This is a genomic window from Spiribacter halobius (genome assembly GCF_020883455.1).
Classification (GTDB): domain Bacteria; phylum Pseudomonadota; class Gammaproteobacteria; order Nitrococcales; family Nitrococcaceae; genus Sediminicurvatus; species Sediminicurvatus halobius.
The window spans coordinates 1,318,390-1,333,805 of the sequence record NZ_CP086615.1 but is presented as its reverse complement, the minus strand read 5'-3'; the positions used below and the strand labels follow the sequence as shown (position 1 = coordinate 1,333,805).

General features: G+C 63.3%; 15 protein-coding genes. 7 read left to right on the top strand and 8 right to left on the bottom strand.

From position 1 onward, the window contains the following. Positions 1 to 103: 103 nt before the first annotated feature. Both LMH63_RS06070 and LMH63_RS06065 read right to left on the bottom strand, forming a co-directional pair. Positions 104 to 1,057, bottom strand: coding sequence for an LLM class flavin-dependent oxidoreductase (locus LMH63_RS06070; RefSeq protein ID WP_158280478.1), 954 nt, complete (start codon positions 1,055 to 1,057; stop codon positions 104 to 106). Positions 1,058 to 1,203: 146 nt separating this feature from the next. Continuing rightward, the gene (locus tag LMH63_RS06065) at positions 1,204 to 1,437 is read right to left on the bottom strand and encodes a hypothetical protein (protein WP_158280477.1); all 234 of its coding nucleotides are present in this window, start codon (positions 1,435 to 1,437) and stop codon (positions 1,204 to 1,206) included. 53 nt (positions 1,438 to 1,490) lie between these two features. Here LMH63_RS06065 and LMH63_RS06060 point away from each other — a divergent pair, with 53 nt between their 5' ends. From LMH63_RS06060 to LMH63_RS06045, 4 genes are all read left to right on the top strand, one after another. Beyond that, positions 1,491 to 1,778 (top strand): hypothetical protein, encoded by a 288-nt coding sequence (locus tag LMH63_RS06060; protein ID WP_158280476.1) that lies wholly within the window; start codon positions 1,491 to 1,493, stop codon positions 1,776 to 1,778. 212 nt (positions 1,779 to 1,990) lie between these two features. After that, a complete protein-coding gene (locus tag LMH63_RS06055) occupies positions 1,991 to 2,257 on the top strand; it encodes a MipA/OmpV family protein (RefSeq protein ID WP_229332740.1) in 267 nt (88 codons plus the stop codon). A 386-nt stretch (positions 2,258 to 2,643) separates the two neighbouring features. Beyond that, positions 2,644 to 3,078 (top strand): GFA family protein, encoded by a 435-nt coding sequence (locus tag LMH63_RS06050; RefSeq protein WP_109680126.1) that lies wholly within the window; start codon positions 2,644 to 2,646, stop codon positions 3,076 to 3,078. Positions 3,079 to 3,130: 52 nt separating this feature from the next. Beyond that, positions 3,131 to 4,150, top strand: a complete 1,020-nt coding sequence (locus LMH63_RS06045) for a GlxA family transcriptional regulator (protein ID WP_109680125.1) — start codon at positions 3,131 to 3,133, stop codon at positions 4,148 to 4,150. 27 nt (positions 4,151 to 4,177) lie between these two features. Here the strand turns inward: LMH63_RS06045 and LMH63_RS06040 are convergent, their stop codons facing one another. The 5 genes from LMH63_RS06040 to LMH63_RS06020 all read right to left on the bottom strand — a co-directional run bounded on the left by LMH63_RS06040 (position 4,178) and on the right by LMH63_RS06020 (position 11,306). After that, complete coding sequence (locus LMH63_RS06040; RefSeq protein ID WP_158280475.1) at positions 4,178 to 5,938, bottom strand: putative bifunctional diguanylate cyclase/phosphodiesterase; 1,761 nt, start codon at positions 5,936 to 5,938, stop codon at positions 4,178 to 4,180. 219 nt (positions 5,939 to 6,157) lie between these two features. Continuing rightward, a complete protein-coding gene (locus LMH63_RS06035; RefSeq protein WP_109680123.1) occupies positions 6,158 to 6,754 on the bottom strand; it encodes an ANTAR domain-containing response regulator in 597 nt (198 codons plus the stop codon). Between the two features lie 19 nt (positions 6,755 to 6,773). Beyond that, complete coding sequence (locus LMH63_RS06030) at positions 6,774 to 7,850, bottom strand: sensor histidine kinase (protein ID WP_109680122.1); 1,077 nt, start codon at positions 7,848 to 7,850, stop codon at positions 6,774 to 6,776. A 168-nt stretch (positions 7,851 to 8,018) separates the two neighbouring features. Beyond that, on the bottom strand, positions 8,019 to 9,611 hold the full coding sequence (locus tag LMH63_RS06025) for a methyl-accepting chemotaxis protein (protein WP_109680121.1): 1,593 nt from the start codon (positions 9,609 to 9,611) through the stop codon (positions 8,019 to 8,021). A gap of 591 nt (positions 9,612 to 10,202) precedes the next feature. Beyond that, complete coding sequence (locus LMH63_RS06020; RefSeq protein ID WP_109680120.1) at positions 10,203 to 11,306, bottom strand: PHA/PHB synthase family protein; 1,104 nt, start codon at positions 11,304 to 11,306, stop codon at positions 10,203 to 10,205. Between the two features lie 68 nt (positions 11,307 to 11,374). Here LMH63_RS06020 and istA point away from each other — a divergent pair, with 68 nt between their 5' ends. The 3 genes from istA (at position 11,375) to LMH63_RS06005 (ending at position 14,571) form a co-directional block, all read left to right on the top strand. Then, the gene (gene istA, locus LMH63_RS06015) at positions 11,375 to 12,700 is read left to right on the top strand and encodes an IS21 family transposase (protein WP_199225754.1); all 1,326 of its coding nucleotides are present in this window, start codon (positions 11,375 to 11,377) and stop codon (positions 12,698 to 12,700) included. Then, entirely contained in the window at positions 12,697 to 13,500 is an 804-nt protein-coding gene (gene istB / locus LMH63_RS06010; RefSeq protein ID WP_109680119.1) for an IS21-like element helper ATPase IstB, read from the top strand. Before istA ends, istB begins: the two co-directional genes overlap by 4 nt. A gap of 120 nt (positions 13,501 to 13,620) precedes the next feature. After that, a complete protein-coding gene (locus LMH63_RS06005; RefSeq protein WP_109680431.1) occupies positions 13,621 to 14,571 on the top strand; it encodes an IS1595 family transposase in 951 nt (316 codons plus the stop codon). Here LMH63_RS06005 and LMH63_RS06000 read toward each other — a convergent pair. Continuing rightward, positions 14,568 to 15,407 (bottom strand): hypothetical protein, encoded by an 840-nt coding sequence (locus LMH63_RS06000; RefSeq protein WP_109678201.1) that lies wholly within the window; start codon positions 15,405 to 15,407, stop codon positions 14,568 to 14,570. The genes LMH63_RS06005 and LMH63_RS06000 overlap by 4 nt on opposite strands. Positions 15,408 to 15,416 lie beyond the last annotated feature (9 nt).

Genomic DNA, 15,416 nt, shown 5'->3' with positions numbered 1-15,416 from the left:
CCCACTACGCTCAGCACTCCGGCAGGAGAAGCCGGAGATTCCTGATAGTCGCGGCCCGGTTCTCTCAGAAGCTCGGCGCCAGGCCGCGGACGGGAACCCGCCGCTACAGGTAGGCAGGCAGGATCTTCTCGCCGAATGCGCGCAAGCCGTCCATGGGCGGCATGGGCTGGATGACGAGGTAGTCGACACCCGCCTCGGCCCACTCCGCGATCCGCTCGTGTATGCGCTCCGGGCTGCCGAGCAGGTTGGAGGCCAAAACGTCGTCCACCGTGGGCGGCACGGTGAAGCGATGCTTGCGCTCCTCGGCATACATCTCCGCCCAGCGTTGCGCCTCAGCGTCGCTGTCTCCACTCAGATAGACAGTCGACAGGGTTACGCCGAGGGGGCGGTCACGCCGGCGCTCCAGCATGGGCGGCACCATGCGCGCCACCTGCTCCGGTCGGCGGCTGTACATGAACCAGGCGTCCCCCAGCTCCGCGACCATTTCCTGGGTCAGCGGGGCCTCGCCGGCGATCCAGAACGGTGGATAGGGCTGCTGCACCGGCTTGGGGTTGCAGTAGGCGTCCTGCAGACGGAAGAACTCGCCATCGAAGGTGGTGCGCTCGTCGGTGAACAACGACTGCAGGACCTGGATGGACTCGCGCAACCGCGCCTTGCGACGATCGGGCTCGAACCACTCGATCCCGTAGGCATGGCACTCGTCGCCGAACCAGCCCGATCCCGGCGCCAGGATGAGCCGACCCTGGGTGATCTGGTCGACCGTCGCGGCCATCTTCGCGGTCACGCCGGGATGGCGCAGATTGTCATTGTAGGTATGGCCACCCAGGCGCACCCGCTCCGTGAGGGCGCCGACGGCCGTGAGTGTGGTCCAGTGCTCGAGGATAGGGCGGGAGCGATCAAGATGCGCGTTCTCGAGGTGATCGGGCATCCACACCGAGTCGAAGCCGAGGTCTTCTGCCGCGCGCGCCATCTCGAGAGTGAAGTCGAATCCCGAAGATGACGAACCCATTTCGCCTTGGATGTTGAGCCGGACGCCGAACTTGAGTCTAGGGTTCATGAATTCCTCTCCCGGTGACCTCACAGCACACGAGACCTCGGTGGTCCCCGAAACTGGCGGCAGGCGACCGCACGGGTTGCGCCCGCCCTGAGTCTTGCCGCGGCTGACAGCCGCACTCGCGCATGCCTGCGCACGCCATGCCGAAACTAGGCATTCGCCGCAATCGGCGTCCCGACCTGACGCCGGTAAGCGTAGACGACCGCAAGCAGCGCAGGGGCAACGATCCCGAGCCAGGCCGAGCCCATGAACAGATAGGCAAGGAAGGTTGCCGGCCCGAGCAGCAGGATCAGGCGCTCGGCCCAACCGAGCCGCCCGCGCAGTACGCCGTACAATGAACAGGCCATCATGAAGCTGGCCGACAGCGTCAGCACGAACACCACCAGTGCCTTCAGACACTAGCCCGACCGCAAGGCTCTCCCGGGAGACCTCGATCATGAACCGCCCCAACGTCACGCCCAGGCCGGTGGTCGTCAGCATTTGGACGATGATGCCGATTGCCGCGAGGATGAGTGCGAGCTTCGCGGCAGCCATGACGCCTTCAATCATCCCGTCCACCAGCCGCCGCAGGCTCGGACGGTACGGTGCCGGACGTGCGAACGAGAGGACCGCCAGCAGCGCAATTCCGCTGAATCCGGCGACGCCACCGGAGTCGCGCATGTACGGGAGCATCAACAGGGCGCCGAAGGCGACGATACAGCTCAAGCACTCAGATTCTGATTGAAAACAGCGCCTCCCGACCCAGATCGGACTCACAGTGATCAGTGCCTATTAAACTGCTCGCGTTCCAATTCCTGACTTTTTTTTGATTCGGACTGGCGTTATTGGCTAGACGGGCGACTTATTACTAGCGAGGACGGGAATCTTGTTATTTTCGGGGCTGGGCGTCGTTTCGGTGATCAAACAGATGGTACGGGGTCAGACCTGAGTCTTGTTTTGGTTTTCCACGATAGCGATTATGCTAATAGGGACTTTGGTATAGACTCAGAACAGGCAGCTAATTCTGGGCTGGATGAAACCGATCTCGACGGTGGCTTTCGCTCTATCGGGATAAACTATACCTTCCGTTATTTTGTCACCGAGAAATGGCAGGTTTTTGGCGAGGCGCTATACGAGCACTACAGTAGCGATGTCAGGGATAGCCCAATTGTGCGCAGCGATTACGAAGCAGAAGTGGGTTTTGGGGTGCTCTACGTGCACTAATTAGGTCGATTTCTTCTCGTACGCATTCTCTAGACTTGGTCGTCGCTGTCCGACCAGAGGCGCACGGCCTCCGCTTCCAGCCACTGCTCGACCGCGAAGCCGGCTTTCGCCGTTTCCTGTCGCAGGACCCAGCCGCGTCCTTCGATGCGGCTACTCCCCGCAAAGAAGCGCTATCGCCGGTCGGCGCGCCGGTCGCCCGCCCTTGTCACGAACTCCGTCCCCCAGCACTACGCGGGCGGTCCGCGAAAGGCCGTACCGAAGCAGAATCGACCCGGCGATATGCGGATTCTGACACTGGGCCAGCACGCCCCCGGCAACCAGAATGCCTCCTGCGTCCGCGGTCCGGACGCCGGGCAACGCAATCGCGCAACGCGGGGGGACGTCCCATGATCAAAGAGCAAGCCTACACCGGAAGCTGTTTTTGTGGCGCGGTGCAGTTCGCCGTGAACGGCGAGCCCGCCGCGATGGGCTATTGCCATTGCCACTCATGTCGGCACTGGTCCGCGGGCCCGGTCAACGCCTTCACACTCTGGCCACCGGAGGCGCTGAAAATCACCGGCGGCGCCGGGAACATAGCAACCTACGAGAAGACGCCTGCCAGCCAGCGCAAGTGGTGCCGACGCTGCGGCGGGCACCTGTTCACCGTCCATCCGTCCATGGGCCTCGTCGACGTCTATGCCGCCCTTCTTCCCGACCTGCCCTTCGAACCCCAGGTGCACGTCAACTACGCGGAGGCGGTGTTGCGCGTCCACGACGGCGTGGCCAAGCTGAAGGATGTGCCCGAGGAAATGGGCGGCTCGGGCCTAGGCGCGGAGGCATAGTCATGCCGGCTCCCGCGCGCGCCGCAGCGAGGGCGAACCGGAGATCCCCGACATGCTCGACGTCACCGTAGTGCTCGTGGACAACGGCATGCCCACGACAGCCATCGCACCGCTGGAGGTGTTCGGCACGGCCGGCGTCCTCTGGAACCGAATGCGCGGCAGACGGACGCAGCCACGCTACCGCGTGCGCACCGCCTCCCAGGACGGGCGCACGGTGCGCACCGCGGCCGGCGTCGGGCTGGCGCCGGATTGCAGCATCGGGGACATCGACCACGCCGATATCGTCATCGTGTCCGCGGTAGGCGTCGACCTGGAAGCGGACTGCCCAGCCCACGCCGCCCTCTATCCATGGCTTCGCAACTGGCACGACCGCGGCGCCACCGTGGCGGGGGTCTGCGCGGGCGCCGCACTGGTAGCCGAGGCCGGCCTGCTCGATGGACGCCCCGCGACAACACACTGGGGTGTTGCCGACGCCTGCCGCAGGCGCTATCCACAGGTGCGGTGGCAACCCGAGCGCATCATCACCGAATCGGGGAACCTGCTCTGCAGCGGCGGCGTGTATGCCGGCGTCGACCTCAGCCTCTACCTGGTGGAGAAACACTGCGGACACCGCGTTGCGGTGGAAACCGCGAAAGCACTGCTCCTGCAGACACCGCGCTACTGGCAGATGGGCTATGACATGGAACCGCCCGAGGCCGCCCATAGCGACCAACGGATCTACCGGGTGCAGGAATGGCTGTTCCGGCATTTCGCCGAGCCCGTGCGCGTAAACGACCTGGCGCGGCGCGCCGGCATGAGCCCGAGCAATTTCGCCCGGCGCTTCAAGGCAGTTACCGGCGAGTCACCCCTCAATTACCTCCACCAACTACGCATTAACGCGTCCCGCCACCTGCTGGAGAACGACCTGCAATCCATCCAGGAGATCGCGAACGCTGTGGGCTATGAGGACGTGACCCACTTCCGCCGCGTGTTCAAGCGCCGGACGGGCGCCGTGCCCCAGGCGTACAGAGAGCGCTTCGGAATCAGCGACGCAAACCAGGTAGCGCTCACCGGACGCACCCCGCATCGTTGAAGACTCTTTCCGGCCAGGAGCGGGCGGTCACCGCTCAGTTCCCACCCTTAATTGCATCACCCCCCTACCCTCAGACTCAAGCACAGTTTTCCACACTCCACGATCGTCCCCAATCTGGCCTGCGATTCCCTCCGCCTTCGCCGGATACGCCACCAAGTAACCATGAATATATTTACACCCAAGCTCCACAAGTCGGTCCAACTGTAGCTGTGTCTCCACCCCCTCACCAATCGTCTCCACACCGAGGTCCCCGGCCACTCTCACTATCGCCTCAATAATACGCGCGTCTTCCCTAGCAGAGCCAAGACCGGCCACGAAGGTCCGATCTATCTTCACTACATTTACGGGAAACCGATGTAAGTGGTTCAGCGCCGAGAAGCCCGTACCAAAATCGTCTAGCGCGATCGATACGCCCCGTTCAGAAATCTCAAAGAGTCGATCGCCCATCGCATCAATGTCCGCAAGCAACGTTGTTTCGACCAACTCAATCTCAACTGACGACGGGGCTACATCCGCGCCAGCAAGCGTCTCCAACAACTCCTCTGTGAAGGCTGCTCGTTCAAGCTGGACCGGGCTGACGTTGACCGCAACGCGCGGCACATCAATCCCCTCATCCTGCCAGGCCCTCAATTGCGCCGCGGCTTCCTTCAGCACCCACCTCCCTACCTTGTGAATAAGACCCAGCTCCTCTAGCACCGGAATAAACTTGCTTGGCGGAATATCCCCAATTTTGGGATGTTCCCACCGCAATAAGGCTTCAACGCCCCGAATCTCGCCGGTGGTGGCCGCGACCTGCGGCTGATAAACCAGATAGAGCTGCTGTTCATCAAGTGCATGCCGGATATCGTTCTTCAGATTGAACGCATCCGCCACCGCTCTCTGCATACCTTCCTCGTATACGCAGTAGGTCGCCTTGCTACGTTTCGCCCGGTACATGGCGATATCGGCGCGGCGGACGACGCTCTCCGGCTCAAGCACCCCCTCCGGAATGACAGCCACACCGACACTTGCCGAGAGATACGTATCCACCCCCGCCACATCAAAAGGCGCTTCGAGTGCCTCCAGAAGTCTTTCCGCCAGCCCTTCCACGTAATCGCCAGCATCCGAGCCCATCGCCAAAATCGCGAACTCATCGCCGCCTAGGCGCGCTACCACATCGTGTCGCCTTACTAGGCTGGCCAACCTTTCGCCCACCGCAATTAGTAGCTTGTCCCCCCACGCGTGCCCGAAGGTGTCGTTGACCGCCTTGAAACCATCAAGATCCACATACAGCACCGCCGCCGCGTTGCTCGTGCGCGGACAGTCAAGAACCCTCTGTACCGCCTCCCAGAAGCTGCTTCGGTTACCAAGCCCGGTGAGACTGTCAGTGTACGCCTGCTTTCGTAACCGGCGTTCCATCTGCACTCGCTCGGTAATGTCCCGGCCGGTGGCCACTATATGAGTAACTTCATGGCCCCGCGACTTTACCGGAGTAATTGTTTTCGACTCGTAATATAGTTTTCCGTCCTTTTTACGATTAACGAAAACGGCACGAAATGGCTTCCCGGCGTGAACATTACCCCACAGCTCCTTATAGAATTCCGTCCCGTGCCGACCGGATTTCAGCATGTTGGGCTTTTTTCCGATGACCTCTTTTCTGGAGTAGCCGGTCAATGACTCGAAACTCTCATTCACGTAGCCGATCACGCCCTGCCGGTCCGTAATGATAACGGCATCCGCAATCTGTTCCAGCGCGCTCGCAAGAACGCGTACCTTCTCCTCGCTCGGCATGTGTTCAATGTCACCCATCTGTTTGCCCCTGTATATGACAGCGCGAATCAAACAAGTTCGAACGCCATAGTCCGTCCGAACTCGATTGGCCGCCGTACGCATCAACGCTCGATGCGCGACGCAACGACCAACTGTGCTTCTACTGATCAGGCTTCGCGGGGCACGGGCGAAGCGCAAGTAATGTGGCGGGGTATTGGCCGGCTCTGTTGTGGATTCTGAGTTATTAGCGAGAATTTGCTACCGCACCGCGGTTGACAACAACTCCTCGGCCTCCACGAGTTCGGCGGCGAAATCCTCTACTTTACGGCGTCTTGCACGCGCCTTTTCTCTGAGTTTCTCAAAGGCTTCTCCCTTGAGTAGGCCATGTCGCGCCATGATCAGCCCTACTGCGACACTAATCTGCCGATTGCTAGCAATAGCCCTCTGCAGTTTGTGCTCTTTGGCACGTAACTCCGCAATCTCTTGGGCGCGTTCCCTTACCGCTTCCAGCATAGGGACCAGCTGGCTCACCTGTACCGGCTTCACGACGTATGCTAATGCGCCGGCGTCAACCGCAGCTTCCACTGTCTGCCTATCGCTATATGCGGACAGAAAGAGAAACGGGATCTCAGTTTCCTGGCGAAGCCAGCGCGCAAAAATAGATCCTGACTCACCCGGCATTTTGGAATCCACCACGACGAGCTCGACTTGGTGCTCAGCGATCAACTGGCGTGCCTCGCCAGCTGACTGGGCGCCATAGGCGTTGTAACCGAGCTCCCGCAGGCCCTGCACAAGGGTCAGGGTAATCAGGCGATCGTCGTCCACGATCAGTATGTTCGTCCCTTCCATTTCCATCGCGGCAACTCTCCTCCCTTCAGATCTCGTGTTCGAACGGCTTCGCGAGAACGGGAGGCGTCAGGTCCAGCACGGACACGACCTCGTCGCTTCCGTCTATCATACGAATGTCGAGTTTCGCGCCCTCACGAGGCATGAGCGCACCAACCAGACCGAGCCCGGAAGAAAGGTCTCGCCCACGACTGATCTCGAATGCCTCAGAGAGCCGGCCGCGATTGCGCACGGTTACTCTGGCCTTCTCCGGTGACCCCTCTACGCAGGCTTCCACATTCACGCTATACCAACCTCCCCCTCCGTGTTTGACGGCATTCCCGACCAGCTCATTCACGATCAAGGCCACTGGAACGCATTCGTCGGTTGAGATGTACACCGGTGATGTGGTGTTCACCGTCACTGTGATGTGCTGTATTAATCCCCAGACCTCCTCGATTGATTGGCAAACGCCGCGGACCATATCGCAGAGCCAGATCTGTTCACTTCCGCGTCGACTCTGCAACCCATGGATCAGTGAGATGGAGTGAATCTGACCCTGAACATCGCGTAATGCGGGCTGGAGCGCAGGCTCCCTGCTCGCATGTCTCGCGAGCAGACCGCTAAGTCCTTGGAGGTGGTTCTTGATGCGGTGGTGAACCTCCCGCACGACGGCGGCGCGTTGGCGACTCTCATCTTCGCGCCGCTTTTCGATATCCCTGAAGACACCAAGCATGAAAATTTCTCCGGTACCCTGGTCGCGAATTCGGGTTCCGGAGACCTCCGCATGAACCAACGAGCCATCAGCGCGTAGGACCCTGTGCTCTACGAGGCTGTGACCGACCGTACGTAGTTCTTCAAACACGCTGAGCACGCGCTTGCGCTCTTCCTCCGGATGGAGCTGAACGACATGCATTCCTGTCAGCTCATCCTGGCTACGGCCAAGCATGCTTGCGGCGCTAAGGTTTGCGCCAACTATGATTCCCTCCGAGGTTGCTAACACCATCGCATCGCTCGCTTCAAGCATTACCTGCTTGCAGGCCACCTCACCAATGCCGGCAAACTCATCCGCCGGAATGGTCTCCTTTTGCTGCGATGCGCCAACGCTGTCCCGTTGCGACGCCATGAACTGCCCGCCTCATCGACCGAATACGCAAGTGGGTCGCAGTTGCAAACCAATACTAATAGGCGCGTTAGCAGCAGAAGCCAGTCTGTCGCTCAAGCGCGCCTCATTGTCATCAGCCCATTATCCAAGCGCATTCGGCACTCGGTTAAAACAAGTATTTTTCGTCTTTTATTGCTGGAACTGTTGAATCAGTCCGCGCATCCGACCAACCTCTTCGACGACCGAGCCGATCCGGTTAACGCAAGCGTCTGCACCGCCCGTGGCAGCCTTGGCTAGCTCGCTGATTTCGCTTATATTCTGGGACATCTGGGCACCGACGGTAGTCTGCTCCTCGACGGCGCTCGCGATCTGCGTGGTGAGTGACGAGATCGCCTCCGCGGCCGCCACTAGCTCCTGAAGTTGGTCCTCCGTGTTCACCATGAGTGCCCTAGTGCTCTCCGCCTCCCGATGGCTCTCTGCCATCGCTTCGGTCGCATGTTCTGCACTGTCCTGGACCGTCGCGACTATCCTTCGAATCTCATCGGTAGACTCCTGTGTCCGCGCGGCGAGCACTCGGACCTCTTCGGCGACAACGGAGAATCCCCGTCCTGCTGTTCCAGCCCGCGCCGCTTCAATTGATGCGTTGAGCGCCAGAAGATTTGTTTGCTCTGCGATGCCATTAATAACCGTAAGGACTTTCTCGATCTCTTGTCCGGACGCGGCTAACGTGTTGACGAGTTCAGTCGAGCGATGTATTTGCCCCTCCAAGCGGTTCATGGCCTCGCGTGTTGTCTCCATACGCTGCCTTGCTTCCTGACCCTGCTTCGTCGCCTCGCCCGCTGTATCTGCCGTTTCTGTGGTATTTCGGGAGATCTCCTGAAGGGTTTGGGACATCTCCTCACTAGCGCTGGCCACGCCCTCGACTTCTGCGCTCTGCTTCGCCATGGCGGATGCAGCTTGGCGTGTATTGTCTTCGGCATCGCCCGCGGCGATGCCGATTGCCAGTGACGTGTCGGATAGCCGCTTGGTAACCGCATCCAGTTCCGTTCTCACTTTCATCATGGCGAGCCGTATTCGAGCCGACCCATCGTGGCGACCAACGAACACGGCCTCAGCGAGCGGATCGTCAACGATGGCGCTCGCCTCCTTTACCAGCGCGGAGTAGGGCTTCGAGCACCATATAGCGACTGCTATTGGTACGGCGATTAGGCCAGCCAAAGTCGCCCCAGCAACGGGAGGCATTGCGCCCATCAAGGCCATGACCAAGAGCGCAATCAAAGGAACCGCCTGGGCTCCCACGAGGTACGCCACAAGACTCGGGCGCCACGGACGGCGGTACGCCTCGCTCAGCTTGCCCTTGTCGGGCTCATTCGCACGTGCATGGCCGTAGATCTGCTCGGCCCGCTTCAGGGCGTAGGTGTCCGCAACTGCCGTGCGAACTGACTGATATTCAGTCACCTCACCATTGGCATCCCGAATCGGTGTCGCGAAAGCCTTGACCCAGTAGTGATCGCCATTCTTGCAGCGATTTTTGATCAGGCCCATCCATGAGCGCCCCGCCTCGAGCGTGCGCCAGAAGTCCTCGAATGCCAGCCGCGGCATATCAGGATGACGCAGCAGATTATGAGGCTGGCCGATCAGCTCCTCGCGACTGTAGCCGCTGATTTCGACGAACTCTTCGTTGACGTGGGTAATCCGACCCTTTCGATCGGTGGTGGAAAGGATATTAGCCCCGCTTTGCACGGGGACATTATTCTGCGTAACCGGCTCATTGACTCGCATGAGTCGCGCCCTCCCAAAGGTGTCACGTAAGACGTGGACTGCCCACGGGCAGACATACGCCACTGATCACCAGGCAGGGCTTGGGCCCGGTATATATCACTCCCGCAAGGACCTTTCGAATCATCCGCACAAAGGTCCTTGCCTCGACCGATGTATCGACTGTCTCCGGGCGCTCTTGAGCGATTCGAGGCACGTACAACGTAACGGTCAGGTGTCGTCACTTCCATCATTGCGTAATGAGTCACACACCCGACGTGACGCATAAGCTGATCAGACGAAATACCCGTCGCCCTGTGCCTATTACGCCGCCGAGCCCCGCGTTTGAGACAAGCATCGCCCGCGCTCCCGATGTCGAGCCCCTGAACCGCCCCGCGATTTCCGGTGACCCGATAGGTTGAGATGATCGGGTCAAGAGTACAGTGAACCGATTTTCCCCGGAGGCCCGAGCGCGGGCGGTTCCTCTGGTGGCCGAGCATCGGCGCGAGCACGAATGCTCGCAGTCGGCGGCGATTGTGGCGGTGGCGCCGTTGATCGATTCCACCGCCGAGTGACCTGCCCCCGAAATGACGACTGATCGGCAGTTAGGTGCGCTCAGTTTGATCCGGAGCCCCGCACAGTAACTGCGCCGGGGCGCCGTGCAGGTGACCCCGGAGCGCCCGCGACCGGTGCCGGCTCGTGCGCCTGCACCCGCACATAGCACCCAGGCGCCGGCTCGATGGGGGCGAGTCCGCCGTCGCCGGGGGCGCGCGCGGGTACCGAGCCCCCGCTGAAGCGCTCCAGCCAGGCGCGCCACTCCGGCCACCAGGAGCCCGGGTGGTGTTCGGCGGCGGCGAGGAATTCATCGGGGCGGGCCGGGAGGCGCCGGCTGGTCCGGTACCCGTACTTGCCGCTCCCGGCCGGATTCATGGCGCCGGCGATATGGCCGGACTCGCCCAGCACGAAGCGCACGCGGCGGCCACCGAGGAGCTTCGCGCTGCGGTAGCAGGAGCGCCAGGGGGCGATATGGTCGCGCTCGGTCGCGAGCACGAACGCCGGCAGACGCACCCGGCCGAGGTCGATGGGGACGCCGGCGAGGGTAATGGCGCCGGGCTCGCGCAGGCGGTTCTCCAGGTACATGTTGCGCAGGTAAAAGCTGTGCATTCGCGCCGGCATGCGGGTGGAGTCCGAGTTCCAGTAGAGGAGGTCGAAGGCGGGCGGCTCGCGGCCCAGCAGGTAGCTGTGCACGCTCGCACCCCAAATGAGCTCGCGGGCCTGTAGCAGGTTGAAAGCGGTGGCGAGATGGGTGCCCTCGAAGTAGCCGAGGGCCGCCATGTGGCGTTCCATGGCGCGGATCTGCGGCTCGTCGATGAACACCGAGAGCTCGCCGACGTCGCTGAACTCCATGAGCGAGGTGAGGAAGGTGGCGCTCGCGATGCGGTCGTCCCCGCGCGCGGCGAGCCAGGCGAGGGTGCAGGCCAGCAGGGTGCCGCCGATACAGTAGCCCATGGCGTTCATCTCGCGCTCGCCGGTGGCCTCGCCGACCGCGTCCATGGCCGCGACCACGCCATCAGTTAGGTAGTCCTCGAAGCCCACGTCGGCATAGCGCTCGTCCGGGTTCACCCAGGAGATGACGAACACCGTCTGGCCCTGCGCCACGGCCCAACGCACGAACGAGCGCTTGGGGACGAGGTCGAGGACGTAGTTGTCATCGGTCATTCAAAAATCCCCAGGTACGGTCATTGAATTTTCCCCACCCTCCGCACTGAGGAGGGAGAGCCATGACGATGGCGAAGCAAGTTCCCGGGCGCACGATGCAGGCAGGTCACTCACCTGCGGAGTCAGCCATGGTGCGCCAGGAGCTTTTCGATGAGATTCGCTGCACGGCGGCCCGAGAGCCGGTGTCGATCTCGGAGCTGGCCCGGCGCTTCGGGTTGGATCGCAAGACCATCCGGCGCTGCCTTCGGGATCCGTCCTACCGCCGCTACCAGCGAGAACGATCCACCGCGACACTGCTGCGCGAGCACGAAGCGTATCTGTGTGAGCGCGCCCCGGCCGTGGACTACTCGGCGCGGATCCTCTTCCAGGAGCTGCAGGCAAGCCGCGGCTACCGGGGCAGCTACGAGACGGTCAAGCGGTTCGTGAAGCCGCTGCGGGCCGTGCGTGAGCAGGCCCAGCGCGCTTTGCTGCGCTTTGAGACGCCGCCGGGCGGGCAGAGTCAGATCGACTGGGGCGAGTCGCGAGTGCCTTTCCGCCGCGGTGTCACGGTGCAGCACTTCTTTGTGATGACCCTCGGCTTCTCCCGCCGGGCGTTCCATCTTGCCTATCCGCGGGAGGCGCTGCGCCAGTTCCTCGATGCCCACGAGCAGGCGTTCGCCTACTTCGGCGGCCACACCCGGGAGCATCTCTATGATCGGCCCCGCACCGTCTGCCATCCCGGTGGCGACGGGCGGGTGCGCTGGAACGCGACGTTCAAGAGCTTCGCCGACTACTGGGGCTTCGAGCCACGGCTATGCCGTGCCTACCGGGCGCAGACCAAGGGCAAGGTCGAGAGCGGCGTGAAGTACCTCAAGCGCAACTTCCTCCCCGGCAGGACGTTCGTCGACGAGCTGGATCTCAACGAACAGCTCCAGCAGTGGGCCGCCGAGATCGCCGATCAGCGCCTCCACGGCACCACCCATGAACAACCCGCCGTGCGCTTCCAGCGCGAAGCGCCGGCGCTGATCCCCACGGCGGGCCAGCCGAGCTTCTGGCTCGGCATGCGCGCCACTCGGGTGGTCGCAGACGACTACCTGGTCAGCTACCAGACCAACCGCTACTCGGTGCCGTTCCGCCTGATCGGCCAGCGCGTCGAGGTCGAGCGACAAGGGGCGCAGTTGGTCTTCTACCACCGCGGCGAGCCCGTGGCAGCCCACGCTGCCCTGGAGGGCACCCACGCCATGCACATCGACCCGGCCCACGGCCCCGGGGCGATCGCCCGCAACCCGCGGCGCACACTGAGTACGCCGGCCGCGGCGACACAGCGCGCCGACTTGGGCCTGGAGGTCGAGATTCGGGATCTGGCCGTCTACGATCACCTGGCCGCCGCTGGCGGCCTGGAGAACCACGCATGAACCCCGCACAGCTCGAGCGCCTCGGCGAGCACCTGCATCGGCTGCGGCTGTTCAAAAGCCAGGAACGCCTGGAGGCCCTGCTGCAGGAGGCAGCGACCAGGGAGCTCAGCTACGCCGACTTCCTCGATCAGATTCTCGGCGAGGAGGTCGCGGCCAAGACCGCCAAGAACGTCACCATGCGCACCAACCTCGCGCGCTTCCCGTTCGTGAAGGGGCTCGCCGCGTTCGAGTTCGCCTACCAGCCCTCGCTCGACCGGAAACAGCTCACGAGCCTGGCGGCCTGCCACTTCATCGAGCACGGCGAGAACGTCATCATCCTCGGCCCGCCCGGGGTGGGCAAAACCCACCTCGCCGTGGCCCTGGGGCTGGAGGCGATCGCTCACGGCTACCGGGTGCTGTTCACCACCGCCGCGGCCATGATCGCCACCCTGACCAAGGCGCTGCATGAGGGCAAGCTCGACGAGAAGCTCAAGACCTACACCGTGCCGCGGCTCCTGATCATCGACGAGATCGGCTACCTGCCCATCGACCGCCAGGGGGCGAACCTGTTCTTCCAGCTCATCTCCCGGCGCTACGAGAAGGGCCCGATGATCCTCACCTCCAATCAGAGCTTCGGCGCCTGGGGCGAGGTCTTCGGTGATCGGGTCATCGCCACCGCGATCCTCGACCGCGTGCTCCACCACGCAGTGACCATCAACATCCGGGGCAACTCCTACCGGCTCAAGGACAAGCTCAAGGCCGGGCTCGTCCGCACCGAGGAGCCGGCCGCCGAAACCCAGCAGGTGGGGAATTTTCAGTGACCACAACTGGGGAAATTTGGACCTGATTAGCAACGATCGTCAGCTAGAGTCTGCTGGTGCGATTCGGAGGTGCCGCATATACTGATCATACGTTCAGTATTCATGCTCGAGGATCGCCCCATGCCCATGAACCGCATCCAGTTTCAGCCCGGCCTCTCGATGCCCAAGTTCCTCCGGCTCTACGGGCAGGAGTGGCAGTGCGCGGCGGCCCTCGAGCAGGCACGCTGGCCGGAGGGCTTCCGCTGCCCGCGCTGTCACGGGGCGGCGTACAGCCGCGTGCAGGGGCGCACCCATACGCTGTTCCAGTGCCGCGGCTGCCGCCATCAGACCTCACTGATCGCAGGCACCGTGATGCAGGGCACCAAGCTCCCGCTGACCGTGTGGTTCCTCGCCATCTACCTCCTCAGCCAGGCGAAGACGGGGCTCTCGGCGCTCGCCCTCGCGCGCCAGCTCGGGGTGAGCTACCCCAGCGCCTGGCTGATGCACCACAAGCTCATGGCCGCCATGGCTGAGCGTGAGCAGCGCTACCGCCTCGCCGGCCACGTCCAGCTCGACGACGCCTACCTCGGCGGCGAACGATGCGGCGGCAAGTCCGGCCGGGGCTCGGAGAACAAGGTCGCCTTCCTCGCGGCCGTCTCGCTCAGCGACGAAGGCCACCCCCTGCGTACCCGCCTCACCCCCGTGGCGACGTTCACCACCGAGGCGGTGCGGCGCTGGGCCGAGGCGAGCGTGGTGCCCGGCAGCACGGTCTCCTCGGACGGCCTGGCGTGCTTTCGCGGCGTCACCGCCGCCGGCTGCACGCATCGCCCGACGGTGGTAGCCGCGCGCAAGCCGAGCGAACTGCCCGAGTTCCGCTGGATCAACACCGTGCTCGGCAACCTCAAAACGAGCCTCTCTGGCTGTCACCATGCCCTCGGCTTTCGCAAGTACGCCGCGCGCTATCTCGCGGCGTTCGCCTATCGCTTCAACCGCCGCTTCGACCTCGCCGCCCTGCCGGCGCGGCTGCTCGTCGCCGCCGCCAGCTGCGCACCGCAGCCAATGCGAATCATACGGGCTGAGGCTCATTGCTAATCAGGAATTTGGATGACCCTTGACACGTAGTACTTGTTGATCCAGGGCGGGACGATGAGCAGCGGCCGCCGCGCCACCTCGTCGGTGGTGGGGGTGTACTGGATGAGCTGGAAGAGGGCGTTCTGATAGATCACCTGGCCGGGGGTCGCCGCAATGTCGCGGCCGAGCTCGAAAGCGCTGCGCTCGGCCTGGCGGATCCGCGGCTGGCCGTTGCCGCGGGCGACATCCTCGAGGAGGTTCGCGGCGCCGCGCAGCAGACTCTGCCCGCCGGTGCGCAGCGCCTCCTGGAGCACCTGGGGGTTCCCCGCCGGATGGTTGCTCGGCGCGAGGGCCTCGATCAGCTGCCGGGTGTAGAACCGCGCCTGTTGGCGCTCGTGCTCGGGGAGCCCCGCGGTGACATCGCGCGTCGCCGCCAGCAGCTCCTCGGCGAGCAGCAGATAGCCCTGGCGAAGGGCATCGAAGTACGGATTCCCGCTCCAGGGCTCGGCCTGGAAGCGGCGGTCCTTCGCCTCCGGCAGCGCCGGGGGGCGGGCCTCGACGCCGAGCAGACGGGCGTACATGTACTGCCACAGGCTTGCGCTATCGGCCAGCAGCCGCATCTGCGCCGCCACCAGCCGCTGCGGCTGCAGCAGCGCCTGCCAGCCGACGCTGGCGTAGGCGCCGGCGACGCTGGCCGGGTCCGGCAGCGTGAACTGATCGCCCCGCTCAGTGCGCTCGGCGAGCCCCCGCAGCAGCTCCGCGTGTGCGGCGACGAGGCGTTGCCAGTCGGTCTGCTCGAGCACCACCGCGGGATTGTCTGCACCCGCATGCTGCACCCTGGAGGAGGAATCGCACATGCCGGGCTA